This window comes from Streptococcus sp. DFI.7.26 (genome assembly GCF_022240605.1).
In the GTDB taxonomy this organism is placed as follows: domain Bacteria; phylum Bacillota; class Bacilli; order Lactobacillales; family Streptococcaceae; genus Streptococcus; species Streptococcus xiaochunlingii.
Genome location: NZ_JAKOGN010000017.1, coordinates 15361 through 30978, shown reverse-complemented (window position 1 = coordinate 30978; position 15618 = coordinate 15361). Strand labels below are relative to the sequence as shown.

Sequence of the window (15618 nt, the reverse complement as noted above, 5' to 3'; positions counted from 1 at the left end):
GGTGGGACGACGAAATCGAATTCTAACGAATTACCGATTTCTGTCCCACTCTCTTCTCTATTCTAGCGAGGACTGGCTATTTATGGTATAGTAGGATATGTTGCTAAAGGAAATAGGCGTGAACAGTTGGACGGAAAGGGATACAGATTCGATCACAGAATGGATAATGTAAAGGAAACAATAAGAAAACATCTGAAGGCCCTCCTGGTTTTCATCCAAAAAAGAGGGATTGTTTTAGGAATCCTCGCAATGCTGGGAGTAGGCTATGAGCTTGCTGCTTCTGGGAGGCCACAAGAACAGCTGAATACAGACCAGCAAGTGACCTTTCATCAGGAAGAAGCTTATCTGCAGGACTTCCTGGCGAAATCAGATCACCCAGAAGTTGGGGTGAATTTGGAGGAGTTGCTGGAGTTTAAAATAGGAGATGCGACTGGTGTGCCAAGCACCAAGGGGACGACACCAGAGGCTATGGTTAAAAAATTAGGGGGAGCCAAGCAAGTTCGACTCGAGTCAAAAGCTAGAACGCAGCTCCTTCGTCTCAGCTATGGAACGACACAAGATGGACGAGATAGATACCAATTTGAATTTACCCATATGAAGGATGGCTACTATCTAACAGCTATTCAAGGCTATCAACCAACCTCTAAGGATCATCTGGAAAGTAAACAGCTGAAAAAGGTAGCCTTTACCAATCTTGCTAGTGGGAAAGAGAAAACCGGCATGAAGCTTGAAGACATTTTACAAAAGGTAGGCTTGCCACAATCATTGCTTTTGAATTATAAGGATGGCAAAACGGCTTTAGTCCTGACCTACCGTGCACAAGAGGGGCTTGTCTTTGTCACTCTGCAAGCCCAAAAAGATGCGCGCTATCATCTAGTCAAGGTCGAATAAGGAGGAGTAAATGGATACAGTCATCAAGAAGTTAACAATTCCTGGTCTCCTGCTGCTAGCGCTCCTCCTAGGGATGGGATTAGAGGTCCTTAGTCATCCGCCGAAAAATTCTACAGCGATAAGTGAAATAAGGAACTTATCAACTTTTAAAGCGAAAGAATTTCAAGGGGAGCGACTCTTAAAAGAAACGAATGAAAAAAAGGATTCGCCATGGACCTTGGAACAGATCGAGCATTTTCCTCTATCGATAAAGAACCAAAACGGTAGTCTGAAGCAGACTGGAAGTCGCCTGGAGACCCTTCTGAAGGAGATGAGCCACCCCCAAGAGAAAGTCCTCTTTCAATCTACAGCAAGCAAGCAACCCAGTCTCTCTCTTCTCTATCGATGGGACAATAGAGGCAAGGGAGCTTCCATCCGTTTGCTTTTTAGCAAGGGGACTGATGGGAGCTATCTGTTAGAAGAGATTGACGCCAGTCTAGCCAATCTAGACCGGGAGGGGAAAAAAGTTTTTTCAGAAAAGGTTTATCAAGGTTTGGAGCTTGGAGAAAAGATAGATCTTAAGACATTGTTAGCCAACTATCAGGGCCTACAATCCTTCGTCCGACGCCAGATCGGGCCTGATCAGGAAGGTTTTCAACTATCCTATCAGGATGAGAAGGGAAAAACTTATTTATTGGAGCTGGAACATGTAGACGGTTCCTATTCCTTGTTGCGCAAGAGTCAACTAGATCCTAAGAAACAAAGTTAAGTAAAAAGAAGGGAAAATGGAATGGAAAAAGGTAGACAGATTCAAAGAGAATGGTCTAGGTTCCCAAGTAGGAATCGGGAAGTGTCTGAGGTCTTTTCGGATCGTGGGCCTGAAGGAGAAGCTTTTGAAAGTCCCAGTCTTCGGAGCTATCAAAAAGGGGTAAAGAGAAGTGTCCGTGAGGATGCTTTTCGAGGAGCGGGCTTGCCCCGTTTTGGTTCACTTTTTGCAGTTGCTGTGGGGATGGTTCTCGTCTTTAGTCTCTCCATTATAGCGCTTGGTTATGTAAGCAGTTCTCTCAATAAGACAGAGCAGGATAGCACAGTAAGTAAAAAACAGGACCGTCATTCTTTCAGTTCGACATCCTCTAAACAATCATCTGCCTCCTCTAGCCAACCATCAGAATCTTCTAGCCAAACAAAGGAAGAGAAGAGTGAGTCAGAAAAGAAATCGAAGCAGCTGACATCCGAAAATTCTCCCTATGTGGATGAAAACAATGGCGTTCACTCTTTTAGTTTGGACGAGTTGCTGAACTTGATCCATCATAAGAAATTAGAGTTTGTAACACCGGAGGAAACTGTTGAACACTTTGGGAAAGCTTGGAATGGTAATTATTCCTATTTTAGACCAGAACAACAAGGCACACATTTAACCTATAAACAGCCAGATCAATTTGGTTTTGTTTATATTAGTTTTAAGAAGATTGGTGATACAGAAAAGATAACTAGTTTAAGTGTAGGTAACAATAAAAGTAAGCTAGGTGAACCTACCAAAACCACAGACGAATTTCAAGCTCTGATGCCTCAGGATGGGCAAGAAGGGATGGAGATCCGAGAAGCGGCTTCTCAATTGGGAAATCCATATTCCATGATTTTTATTATTCCCAATCCTGTAGAAGTGGATACCATCGCTCTAGTCTATTCAACTACAGATAGCAAACGAGTCTATTTGTATTTTGACGAAAATTCGGATCAATACCGATTGAAAAAAATAGTGGTCCAATAGGAACCAAAATGACAGGAATCAACTGTAACCATTTGACTAGGTCGCGATTTAGTGTGTCCATTAAATTATGCTATAATAGTAAAATCAAAGAGTTCAAAAGGAGCCTATCTTCCTAGAGGACTGACTACATAGAACAAGAGGTATCGTCATGACTGCACAAAAAATGACTGCACAAGAAATTATCGCCTTTATCGGCAATGCAGAAAAGAAAACCAACGTAAAAGTGACCTTTGAAGGGGAATTGGCAGGAGAGCTTCCAGCATCCGTTGTAAAGCTAGGCAATGTCCTATTTGGAGACTGGAAAGAGATTGAGCCCCTTCTTGCCAACTTAACAGAAAACAAAGACTATATCGTAGAGCAAGATGGTCGCAATTCAGCGGTACCTTTGCTGGACAAGCGTTATTTGAATGCCCGGATTGAACCAGGTGCGATTATTCGAGATCAGGTGACCATTGAAGACAATGCGGTAATCATGATGGGAGCCGTCATCAATATCGGTGCTGAAATCGGTGCGGGGACCATGATCGATATGGGAGCTATTCTTGGTGGCCGTGCAACGGTTGGTAAAAACAGCCATATCGGAGCAGGAGCGGTTCTAGCTGGTGTCATTGAGCCAGCCTCTGCAGAACCAGTTCGTATCGGGGATAATGTCTTGGTGGGAGCCAATGCCGTCGTCATCGAAGGAGTTCAAGTTGGTAATGGATCTGTCGTAGCAGCGGGTGCGATTGTTACCCAAGATGTCCCTGAAAATGTAGTGGTAGCAGGTGTACCTGCGCGCGTGATCAAGACGATTGACGAACAGACGCAACAAAAAACAGCACTTGAGGATGCCTTGCGTAACCTATAATAGAGGAATAAGAAAAGGAAGCTGGGGGATACCTCGGCTTCTTCTCAAAAGAGGAAGATGGATATGACACTTGATTTAGTAAAAATTCGGCGGGACCTGCATCAAATCCCAGAAATTGGACTAGAAGAATTTAAAACACAAGCCTATCTCTTGGAGCGGATCGCAGAAATCACCGAAGGAAAAGAGTTCGTCGAGCAGCGGACCTGGCTGACGGGGATCCTGGTTTTTCTGAAGGGCTCCAATCCAGAAAAGACCATTGGCTGGCGGACGGATATCGATGGACTACCCATTATCGAGCAAACTGGTCTTGACTTTGCCTCTCATCACGAAGGTCGGATGCATGCCTGTGGTCATGATGTCCATATGACCTTAGCCTTGGGCTTGCTGGAACAACTGGTTCAAGAACAGCCTAAGAACAATCTCTTGTTCCTCTTTCAACCAGCCGAGGAAAATGAGGCTGGAGGCATGCTCATGTATGAGGATGGGGCCTTTGAAGACTGGTTACCTGATCAATTCTACGGCCTCCATGTCCGTCCGGACTTAAAGGTAGGCGAGATTGCGACCAATCGGGGGACGCTCTTTGCGGGGACCTGTGAAGTGAAGCTGACCTTTAAAGGAAAAGGTGGACACGCCGCCTTTCCCCATGAAGCCAAGGATGCCCTGGTCGCTGCCAGCTATTTTGTCACCCAGGTCCAAACTATTGTTAGCCGGAATGTCGATCCTATTGAGGGAGCAGTTGTGACCTTCGGTTCCATGCATGCGGGGACGACCAATAATGTCATTGCGGAGACGGCCTTTCTACATGGGACCATTCGGACCCTAACTATGGAAATGAACCTCTTGACCCAGAAGCGACTCGAGACGATTGCCAGAGGGGTTGCAGATGCTTTTGATATAGACCTAGAGCTGGAACTCAAGCAAGGGGGCTATTTGCCGGTGGAAAACAATCCAGACTTGGCAGATGAACTGATGACCTTCTTTGATCAAGCAGAAGATGTGACCTTGATTGATATCCTACCCGCCATGACTGGAGAGGATTTTGGATATCTCTTGTCAAAAGTGGATGGAGTCATGTTCTGGTTGGGAGTGGACAGTCCTTATGCCCTTCATCACCCTCAGATGAGTCCTAAGGAAGAAGCCCTGCACTTTGGTGTCAAGGCTATTAGTCCTTTCTTAAAAATGAAAGCCAACCAATAAAGAGAGATGTAAATGAAAGCAAGTATTCGAAAAAGTGTATTGAAGAAGATGAAAGGCTTGGAGCCGGAGAACAAGCGAAAGGCTGATCAAGCCTTGATCCAGCGGTTACGCTCTTTGTCAGCTTACCAAGAAGCAAGCGTGATTGCGACCTATTTGTCCTTCCCGCATGAGGTGGATACAAGTTTTCTCATTGATGCAGCTCAAGAAGATGGCAAACAGGTCGTCATCCCAAAGACCTATCCCAAAGGGCGCATGGAATTTGCAACCTACGATCCGCAGAAATTGAAACCAACCGCCTTTGGCCTCTTGGAACCAGAGGATGGGGCTCAAGCGGTAGATCAGTCGAAGATTGACCTGATCCATGTTCCTGGAGTGGCCTTTCAAAAGGATGGCTACCGTCTGGGCTATGGAGGAGGCTATTACGATCGCTATTTGGCAGATTTCGACGGAGCGACTGTCAGCACCATCTATGCCTGCCAGGAAGTAGACTTTGCACCTGCCCCTCATGATATTCCAGTACAGGAGGTTCTTGTGGATGAATCAACTATTTGATAAGAAATACCCAGTGACCAGTAGCTTGCTTCTGTTAACAACCGGCGTTTTTCTATCCATGTTATTGCTTCGTGGCTTTGATTATGAATCGGTCCAAGCTGTCTATGATTTTGGAGGTGTATTAGGAGATGAAATCCAGGTGGATCCGAGCCAGAGCTGGCGTTTGCTTGCTGCCATGTTTGTTCATGTTGGCTTGCAGCACTTTGTTTTGAACATGGTTACCCTTTATTTTATCGGTAGAATCGCAGAAGATCTATTTGGCTCGAAGGCCTTCTTAGCCCTTTACCTCTTATCTGGCTTGATGGGCAATCTTTTTGTCTTGGTCTTTTCTCCAGAAGTCGTCGCAGCAGGTGCTTCTACAGCCCTAGCTGGACTCTTTGCTGCCATTGTCAGTTTACGCTTCATCGCTCGAAGTCCCTATATTCGCTATCTGGGCCAACGTTACACTGCCTTGATTTTGATCAATATCCTCTTTAGTTTCATGCCGGGGATCAGTCTAGCCGGTCATCTAGGAGGCCTGGTGGGAGGAGGGATTCTAGCTTTTGTCTTTCCCATCTATGGTGAGCGAGATAGCGTGAAGAAAAGCTGGCGCTGGGGAGCCCTGATCCTTTATACAGTTGGGGCTATCCTTCTTTGTGCTTGGCCTTTTATCTTTCATCCCTTTTTTTGATTTGTAGCACATTTGTAAATTATCTGAAAACTGAGTGAAGTCTCAGTTTTTTTGTATATATTTCTCAAAAACGGTAGAGAAAGCAAAAAATATTACCAATAAATGAATAAAAACGTAAAAAGAAAGCGCTTGCAATGTTGATTCAAAAGGAGTAGACTGGTGGTATATAAAACCTTCTTGTGTCCAAAAACCGTTTGAGGACATAAAATAAGCAAAAAGGAGATTTGCAATGAAGAAATGGTTGTTTAAACTAGCTTTGGTAGCGATGACGTTCTTACTCCTACCAATTCAAGCCGTTCAGGCCTGTTGTGGATTTATCATTGGCCGCCAGTTGACCAAGGATGGTACCACCCTTTTTGGTCGGACTGAGGACTATCCTTATTATCCAAATGGTGGAAAACACAACAAAAACTATGTTGTTGTCGATGCCAAGACCTATAATGAGGGAGATCAAATCGAGGATGAATCCAACGGATTCACCTACCCGCATGCTACCAACGAAATGAAATACACAGCTACTTATGATTCTGCTCGTGGTGACGGTAGTAATGGTGCTTTCGGGGAACACGGTTTTAATGAGGCCGGTGTATCCATGACTGCGACAGTAACAGCTATTCCAAATAAGAAGGTCTTGACAACGGATCCTTTGAAAGCGGATGGACTTCCAGAAGCTGCTATGCTGGATGTCATCTTGCCACGTGTTAAAACTGCCCGCGAAGGGGTTGAATTACTGGCTAAAGTCATTGAAGAAAAAGGTTCAGCTGAAGGGAACGTGGTCGTTTTTGCAGACCAAAATGAAACTTGGTATATGGAAATTCTATCTGGTCACCAATATGTAGCGGTGAAGGTGCCAGAAGATAAATACGCAGTCTTTGCAAATACCTACTACCTAGGTCATGTTGATTTGAATGACACTGAAAATGTCATTGCCTCTAAAGATGTAGAAAAAGTAGCCAAGGAATCTGGCAACTACAAGACCGATAAAGATGGAAACTTCCATATTGCTAAATCTTATGGACCAGAAAAATATGCTGAAGGAGACCGCTCACGGACCTATGCAGGTATTACCTTGCTAGATCCAGACTCTAAAGTCACCTATGAGGATGATGAGTATGAGCTCTTCCGTTCACCAACCGATCCAAACAAAAAATACACTTTAGAAGATGCTTTTGCCTTGCAACGGAACCGTTTTGAACACTTGAATGGACGCTTTGTACCAGATGATCAAATTGGCGTGAAGAAACAAGGTGACGATGGTAGCAACGATACTGTTCGTAAAGACCAATACAAATATGCTTTAGGAAACGAAAATGTAATCGATGCCCATGTCTATCAAATCAATCCAAATCTTCCAAAATCATTTGGTGGAACTGTATGGATAGGTATGGGACCTTCACGGAATACCCCTTATGTTCCATTCTATGGAAATGTAAAGGATACTTACGAAGCTTTTAAACCTCAAACAGCTACTTATGATCCAAATTCATGGTATTGGACAGTTTGGCACATTGACCAAATGGCCATCAATAACCAAGATCTCTTTGGAAAATCTATCCAAAATCATTGGAAAGCACTAGAAGAACAGCTCATTATTGAACAAAAAGTGAGTGATGCAAAATACGCTGCCTTGAAAGCTGATGAAGCAGCTGCAAAAGGGGCGGAGGATCAAGTAACTGCTGAAGCAATTGCGCGTTCTGAACGTCTTTTCAAACAATTTAAACAATATGAAGCTGAGCTTTCAGCAACCTTGAAAGAAGCGGGTAGAACAGATGATCCGTATCGGGCATCTCTCCCAGATGATTACAAGGAACCAACGGACGCGACCACAACAACAGCTCCAAGTACTGAGCCAAGCACGGATGCAACCACGACGACTGAGCCAAGTGTCGAGCCAAGCACTGACGCAACTACAACAACTGAGCCAAGTGTCGAGCCAAGCACGGATGCAACCACAACAACTGAGCCAAGTGTCGATCCAAGTACGGACGTAACTACGACGACAGATGCAAGTGTCGATCCAAGTACGGACGTAACTACGACAACAGAGGCAAGTGCCGAGCCAAGCACTGACGCAACTACGACAACAGAGGCAAGTGTCGAGTCAAGCACGGATGCTACCACGACAAATGAGCCAAGTACGGACGCAACCACAACAACAGTTCCAAGTACTGAGCCAAGCAAGAACGAAACCAAGCCAACTCAACCAAGTACTGAGCCAAACAAGGATGTAAACACATCAACTAAGATTGTCCCTGCTCCAACTACAAACAATCGTCCAGTTCTTCCGACGAATTCTTACATTTTAGTAGATCCTCTTACTGGAATCACCCTACAAAACCCAGATTTTGCCCAAGGTGGCTTTAATTTGGCAGTTTCTGTTTTGAAGGACGTCCAAGCTTTGAAAGGTAAAGATTATAAGATTTATGACATTCAGTTGTCAAATCAAAATGGAGCCGTTCATCAATTCAGCCCAACTGTGGTGACTATGCCAGTTGATCCTACGAAAGAAGTAGAATCTGTTGTAGGCATTGGAGAAGATGGCAAGGTTGAAACCTACCAGTTCAGTTTGAATGAAGACAAGAGCAAGGTAACCTTCACAACCAATCACTTCTCATCTTATGGAGTTGTCTACAAAACAGCAGCTAAGGTAGAAGAAAAAACAGAAAGCAAGAAATTGCCATCTACTGGACAAACCATTTCAATGGTTGGTATCATCGGCGGTGTCTTGATTAGTGCCCTTGGATTTGCCTTCTATGTAGAAAAACGCAAACAGAACAAAGCTTAAAATATAATTTTTTAAGAAACGAAAAGAGGCCGGACATTTAGTCCGGTCTCTTTGCTTTATAATCGAAAGTCGGGGTGAGGATCTTTTACTCCTCGGTACCTTTTCCTGTTTCTTCTAATTGTTTTCCAAGGTTGATGATGTATTGTTTGAGATCATCTTTAACCTGTGGGTGTTTCAAGGCATAATCAATAGATGTTTTCATGAAACCAAACTTGTCCCCTACATCGTAGCGTCTGCCCTTAAATTCGCGGGCAAATACTCGTTGGGTCTTGTTCAAGGTATCAATGGCATCAGTCAATTGGATTTCATTTCCAGCGCCTGGTTTTTGGTTTTCCAAGATTTGGAAGATCTCTGGAGTCAGCAAGTAACGACCGATAATGGCAAGGTCACTTGGTGCTTCTTCAGGTGCCGGTTTTTCGACAAAGGTTTCAACGCTATACAGTCCGTTGATGCCTTCCCCTTGAGGAGCAATGACTCCATAGGCAGAAACCTCTTCATGGGGAACTTTCATGACGGCAATGGTTGAAGCATGTGTTTCGTCATAGTCATTCATCAATTGCTTGGTGAGAGTAGTAGCTGTATCATCTGTGATATCCATGAGGTCATCGCCCAGCATTACGACGAAAGGTTCATTCCCAACGAAGGCCTTGGCCTGAAGGACAGCATCTCCAAGGCCACGCGGATGTTTTTGACGAATGAAGTGGAGGCGCATCCTGGTAGTTTCATCAACCAGTTTCAACAGATCATTTTTTCCTTTTTCCTTGAGGTTATACTCAAGTTCGAAGTTTGAGTCGAAGTGGTCTTCGATCGAACGTTTTGACTTACCAGTGACAACGAGAATATCTTCGATGCCAGCCTTAAGGGCTTCTTCAACGATGAATTGGATGGTTGGTTTATCCACGATTGGCAACATTTCTTTGGCCAAGGCTTTGGTTGCAGGTAGGAAACGAGTTCCAAGTCCGGCCGCAGGAATGACTGCTTTTCTAACTTTTGTCATAATAATTCCTTTCTAACTAAAGAATAATTGGTTGTTAATCTAATTGGTAAGGAACAATCCCTTAGTTCCACTCATTTTCTTCTTTAAATTCATTGTTCATCATGAAGTTAATGGCTTCACGAATGTCTTGCCCTTCATAAATCACTTGATAGATGGCTTGTGTGATCGGCATATAGACGTCAAGCTCTTGGGCCAGTTCGTAGGCAGCCTTAGTGGTGGAAATCCCCTCGATGATCATGCCCATGTTGGCTTCGATATCTTCTAGTTTTTCACCGCGACCAAGGGCATCCCCAGCTCGCCAGTTCCGAGAGTGGATCGAAGTTCCTGTCACGATCAGGTCTCCAACTCCCGATAGCCCACTATAGGTCAATGGGCTAGCTCCAAGTTTCACTCCTAGACGGGTAATTTCAGCTAGGCCGCGCGTGATGATGGCAGCCTTGGCATTGTCTCCGAATCCGAGTCCGTGGAGGGCTCCAGCTCCGACTGCAATAATATTTTTAAGGGCACCAGCCGTTTCTACCCCAATTACATCTGTATTAGTATAGAGTCGGAAGTAGTGATTGCTGAAGAGCTCTTGAACGTAACGAGCTGTTTCTAAATCCTTAGAAGCTGCTGTGATCAGAGTGATATCGCGAACAATTGTTTCTTCAGCGTGACTTGGACCAGACACGACCACAATCTCGCTACGTAGAGAAGCAGGGATTTCCTCTTCTAAGATTTGAGAAATCCGTTTGTGACTGTTTGGTTCTAATCCTTTGGATGCGTGCATGACCTTAACAGGATGGTCCAAGAGTTCAGCTACTTGCTTGGCAACGAGTCGGGTCACCTTGGTTGGGACGACAAAGAGGACAGCATCTGCTCCAGAAAGGGCTTCATCCAAGTTGTGGTAAGCCTTGATCCCTGGATCTAGCAGGACATCCTTAAAGTAGCGTTTGTTGGTATGTTCTTGATTGATTTCGTCGATTTGTTCTGAGACGTTTCCCCAGATCCGCACTTCATGGCCATTATCGTGGAGGACTTGAGAAAGGGCAGTTCCCCAAGAACCAGGACCGATGACTGCAACGGTTTGTTTATCCATAGTATTCTCCTTCGTGAAGATTTCATTTCTATTTTACCATACTAAAAGGAAAAAAACTCACTTGACATAGGAAGATTTTAAGGGAAAACAATTATGATTTCGGTGATAAAAAAATTTTATCAGGCCCTTAAAAAATACATATTAGACGCTCTAAGGGTGGGATGATAAAATAGGGAATAGAAATAACAAAGGAGGGAAGGCCATGTGTAGAACGATTGTTGGAGTCTCTGCCAATCTATGTGCAGTGGATCCAGATGGGAAAAATATCCATTCGTCTGTATCTTGTAAGTTTGCGGAAACCATTAAGCAAGTAGGTGGCCTTCCTATGGTCATCCCAGTGGGGGACCCGTCTTTTGCCAAAGATTATATCGAGACAGTGGACAAGCTCATCCTCAGTGGGGGGCAAAATGTCCATCCTAGCTTTTATGGAGAAGAGATCGCCATCGAGAGTGATGACTACAATCTCGAGCGCGATCAGTTTGAGTTGGCCTTACTAAAAGAAGCAGTCCGTCAAAATAAGCCGGTCCTAGCCATCTGCCGAGGAGTTCAGTTGGTCAATGTGGCCTTTGGTGGGACTCTCCATCAAGAAGTGGAAGGGCACTGGCAAGGTCTTCCTTTTGGCACTTCTCATTCCATTGAGACCAAAAAAGGTAGCGTGGTGGAGCGTCTCTTTGGACAAGCCAGCCAGATTAATTCTGTTCATCGCCAAAGCATCAAGGACTTGGCGCCTAACTTTCGAGTGACAGCCATTGACCCACGCGATCAGACCATTGAAGCCATCGAAGCAGTAGATGGTCATCGCATCATTGGCTTGCAGTGGCATCCAGAGTTTCTTGTTAAAGAAGAAAAAGGCAATCTCGAACTCTTTCGCTATCTGTTACAAGAATTGTAAAGTCTTTAGGATTTTTTAAGGAGAAAGAGGTAAACTAGTCTCATCAACAAAGACCTCCTAACTTTGTTTGATACAGTTTACTTTTTTCATATAATCTCCTGCAAAAGTCTCCTCGGTTGAGGGGGCTTTTGTGTGTTTGTCAGAAAAAATACGAATAGTAGTATAGGGGAGACGCTAGGGAAAAGTGATGGTATAATAGAAGAGATGGAAACTAATTAGAATGAAAGAGGAATCATCATGACAAAAATTCGTGGATTTGAACTTGTATCAAGCTATACCAATCTGGACTTACTGCCAAAACGGGAGACAGCACACGCAGCTGGTTACGACTTAAAGGTGGCCGAGCGCACGGTCATTGCACCAGGAGAAATCGTCCTCGTCCCAACTGGAGTCAAGGCCTATATGCAAGCGGGTGAGGTGCTCTATCTCTATGACCGTTCCTCTAACCCTCGTAAAAAAGGTCTGGTCTTGATTAACTCTGTGGGTGTTATCGATGGAGACTACTACGGCAATCCAGGGAATGAAGGCCATATCTTTGCTCAGATGAAAAACATCACCGACCAAGAAGTCGTCCTTGAAGTTGGGGAACGTGTAGTTCAGGCTGTCTTTGCTCCTTTCTTAATTGCAGATGGAGATGAGGCGGATGGCGTGCGGACTGGTGGATTTGGGTCAACAGGGAAATAGAGGAATAAAATGGCAGACTATTTATTAGTTGTAGACATGCAGTCAGATTATGTTGCTGTAGGAAAAGCATATCATGAAGAACTGACTGCAGCTGTAAATGACAAAATTGCTACCTATCCTAGCGACCGAGTTATCTATATTCTCAATCGTTTTTTCTGGGAGAGAAAAGATAGAAAGAAGAAATTTGCGACCGGCTTGCTGGTTGTATCTTCTCGTATTTTTGAGAAGAGTCGGGCTTCTTGCTTTACTAATCCAGATTTAAAAGATTTTTTAGAGGGAAACGGTGCTAAAAGCATAGAGTTTATAGGGGTAGATGGCAATGGATGTGTCAAGGCTTCCATTTTGGCAGCTGTTAAGGAGAATTATCAGGTTTCTGTCGATTTGTCTGCTGTCGGAGTTGCCAACCAGAAGAAATTCTCTAAAACACTGAAGCAGTGGCAAGATTGCGGAATCAAGATTGGATAGTTTTATGGGGATCTTAATATGAAGATTATCTTTGTCCGTCACGGGGAGCCAGATTATAGTGTGTTAGAGGAGCGTGCTTATTCCGGATTTGGAATGGATTTAGCTCCCTTATCTGAGAAGGGAAGGAAACAGGCTCAGGACCTTTGCCAAAACCCCTTGTTCCAATCAGCTGATCTACTAGTAGCTTCAGCAGTAACGCGAGCTTTAGAAACAGCTTCTTATCTGGCTTGTGCTACGGGTCTACCTTTGAGAGTAGAACCCTTATTGCACGAATGGCAGGTATACGAAAGTGGTATAGAGAATTTTGAAACAGCTCGGACTCTGTTTCTAGAAAATAATGGGAAGCTCCTTCCGGATAGTCCAATTCAATATGAAACCGCTGAGGATATGAGAGCTCGCTTTATTGAAACTTTGGCCAAGTACCGAGACTATCAGAAGCTTGTAGTGGTTACCCATCGTATGCTCATGCGTCAATTTGTACCGAATGAAACCATTGATTTTTGCCAAGTGATTGAATGTGAGATAGAGATATAGAAAGAGGTATCTTATCGCTAAGAAAAAAACGACATTTGTATGTCAAAATTGTGCTTATAACTCACCCAAATATCTAGGGCGCTGTCCTAACTGTGGTTCTTGGTCTTCTTTTGTTGAGGAGGTTGAGGTTGCAGAGGTCAAGAATGCACGGGTATCCTTGACGGGTGAAAAGACCAAACCCATGAAATTGGCGGACGTGACCTCTATCAATGTTCACCGGACCAAGACGGAGATGGAGGAATTCAACCGCGTCCTTGGTGGAGGTGTGGTACCAGGAAGTCTCGTTCTCATCGGTGGGGATCCAGGGATCGGGAAATCAACCCTTCTCCTTCAAGTGTCGACCCAGTTGTCTCAAGTGGGAACGGTTCTCTATGTTAGTGGAGAGGAATCAGCCCAGCAGATCAAACTTCGTGCAGAGCGCTTGGGGGATATCGACAGTGAGTTTTATCTCTATGCCGAGACCAATATGCAGAGCGTGCGGGCAGAAGTGGAGCGCATCCAGCCTAACTTCCTCATCATCGACTCGATTCAGACCATTATGTCTCCTGAGATTTCAGGGGTGCAGGGGTCTGTTTCTCAGGTGCGTGAGGTGACAGCTGAGCTCATGCAGCTGGCCAAGACCAATAACATCGCTATCTTTATCGTAGGGCATGTGACCAAGGAAGGAACCTTGGCAGGTCCGCGGATGCTGGAACACATGGTGGATACGGTGCTCTACTTTGAGGGCGAGCGCCACCATACCTTCCGGATCCTGAGAGCGGTCAAGAACCGCTTTGGCTCGACCAATGAGATTGGGATTTTCGAGATGCAGTCAGGCGGTCTGGTTGAGGTCCTTAATCCCAGCCAGGTCTTTCTAGAAGAACGCTTGGATGGGGCGACTGGCTCTGCCATTGTCGTCACCATGGAAGGCAGCAGACCAATCCTGGCGGAAGTTCAAGCTTTGGTGACACCGACTGTATTTGGAAATGCCAAGCGGACGACAACGGGTCTTGACTTTAACCGGGTCAGTCTCATTATGGCTGTGTTAGAGAAACGTTGCGGACTCCTTCTCCAAAATCAAGATGCCTATCTCAAGTCAGCTGGTGGTGTCAAACTGGATGAGCCAGCTATTGACCTATCTGTAGCGGTGGCCATTGCCTCGAGCTACAAGGAGCTTCCAACCAATCCGCAAGATGCCTTTATCGGTGAGATTGGCTTGACCGGAGAGATTCGCCGAGTGACTCGGATCGAGCAACGGATTAACGAGGCGGCGAAACTTGGTTTCACTAAGATTTATGCACCTAAAAATTCTCTCCAAGGGATCGCGATCCCAGACGGCATTCAAGTGATAGCAGTCTCCACGGTAGGGGAAGTTTTGAAAAAAGTCTTTTCTTAACCAGATCTTGGAATCGTTTGCAAAAAAAATTTTCCTGTGCTATACTTTTTCTATACTTACTAAACATAGGGGGTTACTTATTTTGCAATTTTTTACAGATAACAATGTGCAGTTCCCTTTGGTCGAGCTATCTCTCAATCAAGGTGAAACTGTCTATATTCAACGGGGGAGTATGGTCTACCATACACCTAATGTGACCCTCAACACCAAATTAAATGCAAGTGGCTCTGGTGTGGGACGCTTTGTGAAAGCTGTTGGACGGTCAATGGTTTCGGGTGAAAGTACCTTTATTACTCAGGTATTTGCCCAGTCTAATAATGCTTACCTAGCATTGGCACCCGACTCACCAGGTCAGGTGGTACCTCTCTACTTGGGCGAAAAGCAGTATCGATTGAACGATGGTGCCTTCCTTGCACTTGATGGTTCAGCGTACTATACAATGGAAACCCAATCGATCGGTAAGGCTCTTTTTGGTGGTCAGGGAGGATTCTTCGTCATGACGACCCAAGGGCAAGGAACCCTCTTGGTGAATGCCTACGGCTCCATTAAAAAAATTGAGTTAAACAATCAAGAAATCACCATCGATAATGCCCATGTCGTTGCTTGGAGCCAGTCTTTGGATTATAATATTCATTTGGAGAATGGTTTCTGGCAGTCCATCGGAACGGGTGAAGGTGTTGTCAATACCTTTAGAGGGACTGGTGAGGTCTATGTTCAAAGTCTCAACCTTCAGACCTTTGCTGGCTTACTGAATCGCTATTTACCAAAACGGTCTTAATACATAAAAGGAGAGTAGAAACTATACTCTCCTTTTTCATGTAGGCTAACAACTGACAATCTGGGAAAAAGATGGTAAGATAGAGTGTAAATAATTTGGTGTTCAAACTATTTTACCAACCAG

16 protein-coding genes are annotated in these 15618 nt (G+C 44.7%); 14 read left to right on the top strand and 2 right to left on the bottom strand.

The features are described from left to right. Nucleotides 1-249 precede the first annotated feature (249 nt). The 8 genes from L0M85_RS09370 (at nt 250) to L0M85_RS09335 (ending at nt 8692) form a co-directional block, all read left to right on the top strand. On the top strand, nt 250-891 hold the full coding sequence (locus L0M85_RS09370) for a hypothetical protein (protein WP_237367521.1): 642 nt from the start codon (nt 250-252) through the stop codon (nt 889-891). Nucleotides 892-901: 10 nt separating this feature from the next. Beyond that, the gene (locus L0M85_RS09365; RefSeq protein WP_238656918.1) at nt 902-1639 is read left to right on the top strand and encodes a hypothetical protein; all 738 of its coding nucleotides are present in this window, start codon (nt 902-904) and stop codon (nt 1637-1639) included. A 21-nt stretch (nt 1640-1660) separates the two neighbouring features. Then, on the top strand, nt 1661-2641 hold the full coding sequence (locus tag L0M85_RS09360) for a hypothetical protein (RefSeq protein WP_238656917.1): 981 nt from the start codon (nt 1661-1663) through the stop codon (nt 2639-2641). 148 nt (nt 2642-2789) lie between these two features. Then, entirely contained in the window at nt 2790-3488 is a 699-nt protein-coding gene (dapD, locus tag L0M85_RS09355; RefSeq protein ID WP_006595464.1) for a 2,3,4,5-tetrahydropyridine-2,6-dicarboxylate N-acetyltransferase, read from the top strand. Between the two features lie 63 nt (nt 3489-3551). Next, a complete protein-coding gene (locus tag L0M85_RS09350) occupies nt 3552-4685 on the top strand; it encodes an N-acetyldiaminopimelate deacetylase (RefSeq protein WP_156676394.1) in 1134 nt (377 codons plus the stop codon). 12 nt (nt 4686-4697) lie between these two features. Continuing rightward, on the top strand, nt 4698-5237 hold the full coding sequence (locus tag L0M85_RS09345; protein ID WP_061564452.1) for a 5-formyltetrahydrofolate cyclo-ligase: 540 nt from the start codon (nt 4698-4700) through the stop codon (nt 5235-5237). After that, entirely contained in the window at nt 5221-5907 is a 687-nt protein-coding gene (locus L0M85_RS09340) for a rhomboid family intramembrane serine protease (protein WP_061564451.1), read from the top strand. The genes L0M85_RS09345 and L0M85_RS09340 overlap by 17 nt, the downstream gene beginning before the upstream one ends. A 229-nt stretch (nt 5908-6136) precedes the next feature. Continuing rightward, nucleotides 6137-8692 (top strand): C69 family dipeptidase, encoded by a 2556-nt coding sequence (locus L0M85_RS09335; protein WP_275112263.1) that lies wholly within the window; start codon nt 6137-6139, stop codon nt 8690-8692. Between the two features lie 85 nt (nt 8693-8777). Here L0M85_RS09335 and galU read toward each other — a convergent pair whose 3' ends face one another. Together galU and L0M85_RS09320 are read right to left on the bottom strand one after the other, a co-directional pair. Then, nucleotides 8778-9689, bottom strand: a complete 912-nt coding sequence (gene galU, locus L0M85_RS09325) for a UTP--glucose-1-phosphate uridylyltransferase GalU (protein ID WP_048691427.1) — start codon at nt 9687-9689, stop codon at nt 8778-8780. Nucleotides 9690-9750: 61 nt separating this feature from the next. Then, entirely contained in the window at nt 9751-10767 is a 1017-nt protein-coding gene (locus L0M85_RS09320) for an NAD(P)H-dependent glycerol-3-phosphate dehydrogenase (RefSeq protein WP_048691428.1), read from the bottom strand. Nucleotides 10768-10969: 202 nt separating this feature from the next. On the opposite strand from L0M85_RS09320, the gene L0M85_RS09315 reads away from it, so the two are divergent. The 6 genes from L0M85_RS09315 to L0M85_RS09290 all read left to right on the top strand — a co-directional run bounded on the left by L0M85_RS09315 (nt 10970) and on the right by L0M85_RS09290 (nt 15495). Further along, complete coding sequence (locus L0M85_RS09315) at nt 10970-11659, top strand: gamma-glutamyl-gamma-aminobutyrate hydrolase family protein (RefSeq protein WP_048716619.1); 690 nt, start codon at nt 10970-10972, stop codon at nt 11657-11659. Nucleotides 11660-11896: 237 nt separating this feature from the next. After that, nucleotides 11897-12343 carry a dUTP diphosphatase gene (locus tag L0M85_RS09310; RefSeq protein WP_195612428.1) on the top strand — a complete coding sequence of 149 codons (447 nt, stop codon included), beginning with the start codon at nt 11897-11899 and terminating at the stop codon, nt 12341-12343. Between the two features lie 9 nt (nt 12344-12352). Then, nucleotides 12353-12808, top strand: coding sequence for an isochorismatase family protein (locus tag L0M85_RS09305; RefSeq protein WP_238656916.1), 456 nt, complete (start codon nt 12353-12355; stop codon nt 12806-12808). 18 nt (nt 12809-12826) lie between these two features. Continuing rightward, nucleotides 12827-13342, top strand: coding sequence for a histidine phosphatase family protein (locus L0M85_RS09300; protein WP_125335027.1), 516 nt, complete (start codon nt 12827-12829; stop codon nt 13340-13342). Between the two features lie 13 nt (nt 13343-13355). After that, nucleotides 13356-14717, top strand: a complete 1362-nt coding sequence (gene radA, locus L0M85_RS09295) for a DNA repair protein RadA (protein ID WP_125335025.1) — start codon at nt 13356-13358, stop codon at nt 14715-14717. Nucleotides 14718-14799: 82 nt separating this feature from the next. Continuing rightward, a complete protein-coding gene (locus L0M85_RS09290) occupies nt 14800-15495 on the top strand; it encodes a TIGR00266 family protein (RefSeq protein ID WP_156676398.1) in 696 nt (231 codons plus the stop codon). Nucleotides 15496-15618 lie beyond the last annotated feature (123 nt).

What these genes read in the sequence shown, in the direction of transcription:
- L0M85_RS09370 (WP_237367521.1), top strand. Translation starts at nt 250, where the DNA reads ATGCTGGGAGTAGGCTATGAGCTTGCTGCTTCTGGGAGGCCACAAGAA.
- L0M85_RS09365 (WP_238656918.1), top strand. Translation starts at nt 902, where the DNA reads ATGGATACAGTCATCAAGAAGTTAACAATTCCTGGTCTCCTGCTGCTA.
- L0M85_RS09360 (WP_238656917.1), top strand. Translation starts at nt 1,661, where the DNA reads ATGGAAAAAGGTAGACAGATTCAAAGAGAATGGTCTAGGTTCCCAAGT.
- dapD (WP_006595464.1), top strand. Translation starts at nt 2,790, where the DNA reads ATGACTGCACAAAAAATGACTGCACAAGAAATTATCGCCTTTATCGGC.
- L0M85_RS09350 (WP_156676394.1), top strand. Translation starts at nt 3,552, where the DNA reads ATGACACTTGATTTAGTAAAAATTCGGCGGGACCTGCATCAAATCCCA.
- L0M85_RS09345 (WP_061564452.1), top strand. Translation starts at nt 4,698, where the DNA reads ATGAAAGCAAGTATTCGAAAAAGTGTATTGAAGAAGATGAAAGGCTTG.
- L0M85_RS09340 (WP_061564451.1), top strand. Translation starts at nt 5,221, where the DNA reads ATGAATCAACTATTTGATAAGAAATACCCAGTGACCAGTAGCTTGCTT.
- L0M85_RS09335 (WP_275112263.1), top strand. Translation starts at nt 6,137, where the DNA reads ATGAAGAAATGGTTGTTTAAACTAGCTTTGGTAGCGATGACGTTCTTA.
- galU (WP_048691427.1), bottom strand. Translation starts at nt 9,689, where the DNA reads ATGACAAAAGTTAGAAAAGCAGTCATTCCTGCGGCCGGACTTGGAACT.
- L0M85_RS09320 (WP_048691428.1), bottom strand. Translation starts at nt 10,767, where the DNA reads ATGGATAAACAAACCGTTGCAGTCATCGGTCCTGGTTCTTGGGGAACT.
- L0M85_RS09315 (WP_048716619.1), top strand. Translation starts at nt 10,970, where the DNA reads ATGTGTAGAACGATTGTTGGAGTCTCTGCCAATCTATGTGCAGTGGAT.
- L0M85_RS09310 (WP_195612428.1), top strand. Translation starts at nt 11,897, where the DNA reads ATGACAAAAATTCGTGGATTTGAACTTGTATCAAGCTATACCAATCTG.
- L0M85_RS09305 (WP_238656916.1), top strand. Translation starts at nt 12,353, where the DNA reads ATGGCAGACTATTTATTAGTTGTAGACATGCAGTCAGATTATGTTGCT.
- L0M85_RS09300 (WP_125335027.1), top strand. Translation starts at nt 12,827, where the DNA reads ATGAAGATTATCTTTGTCCGTCACGGGGAGCCAGATTATAGTGTGTTA.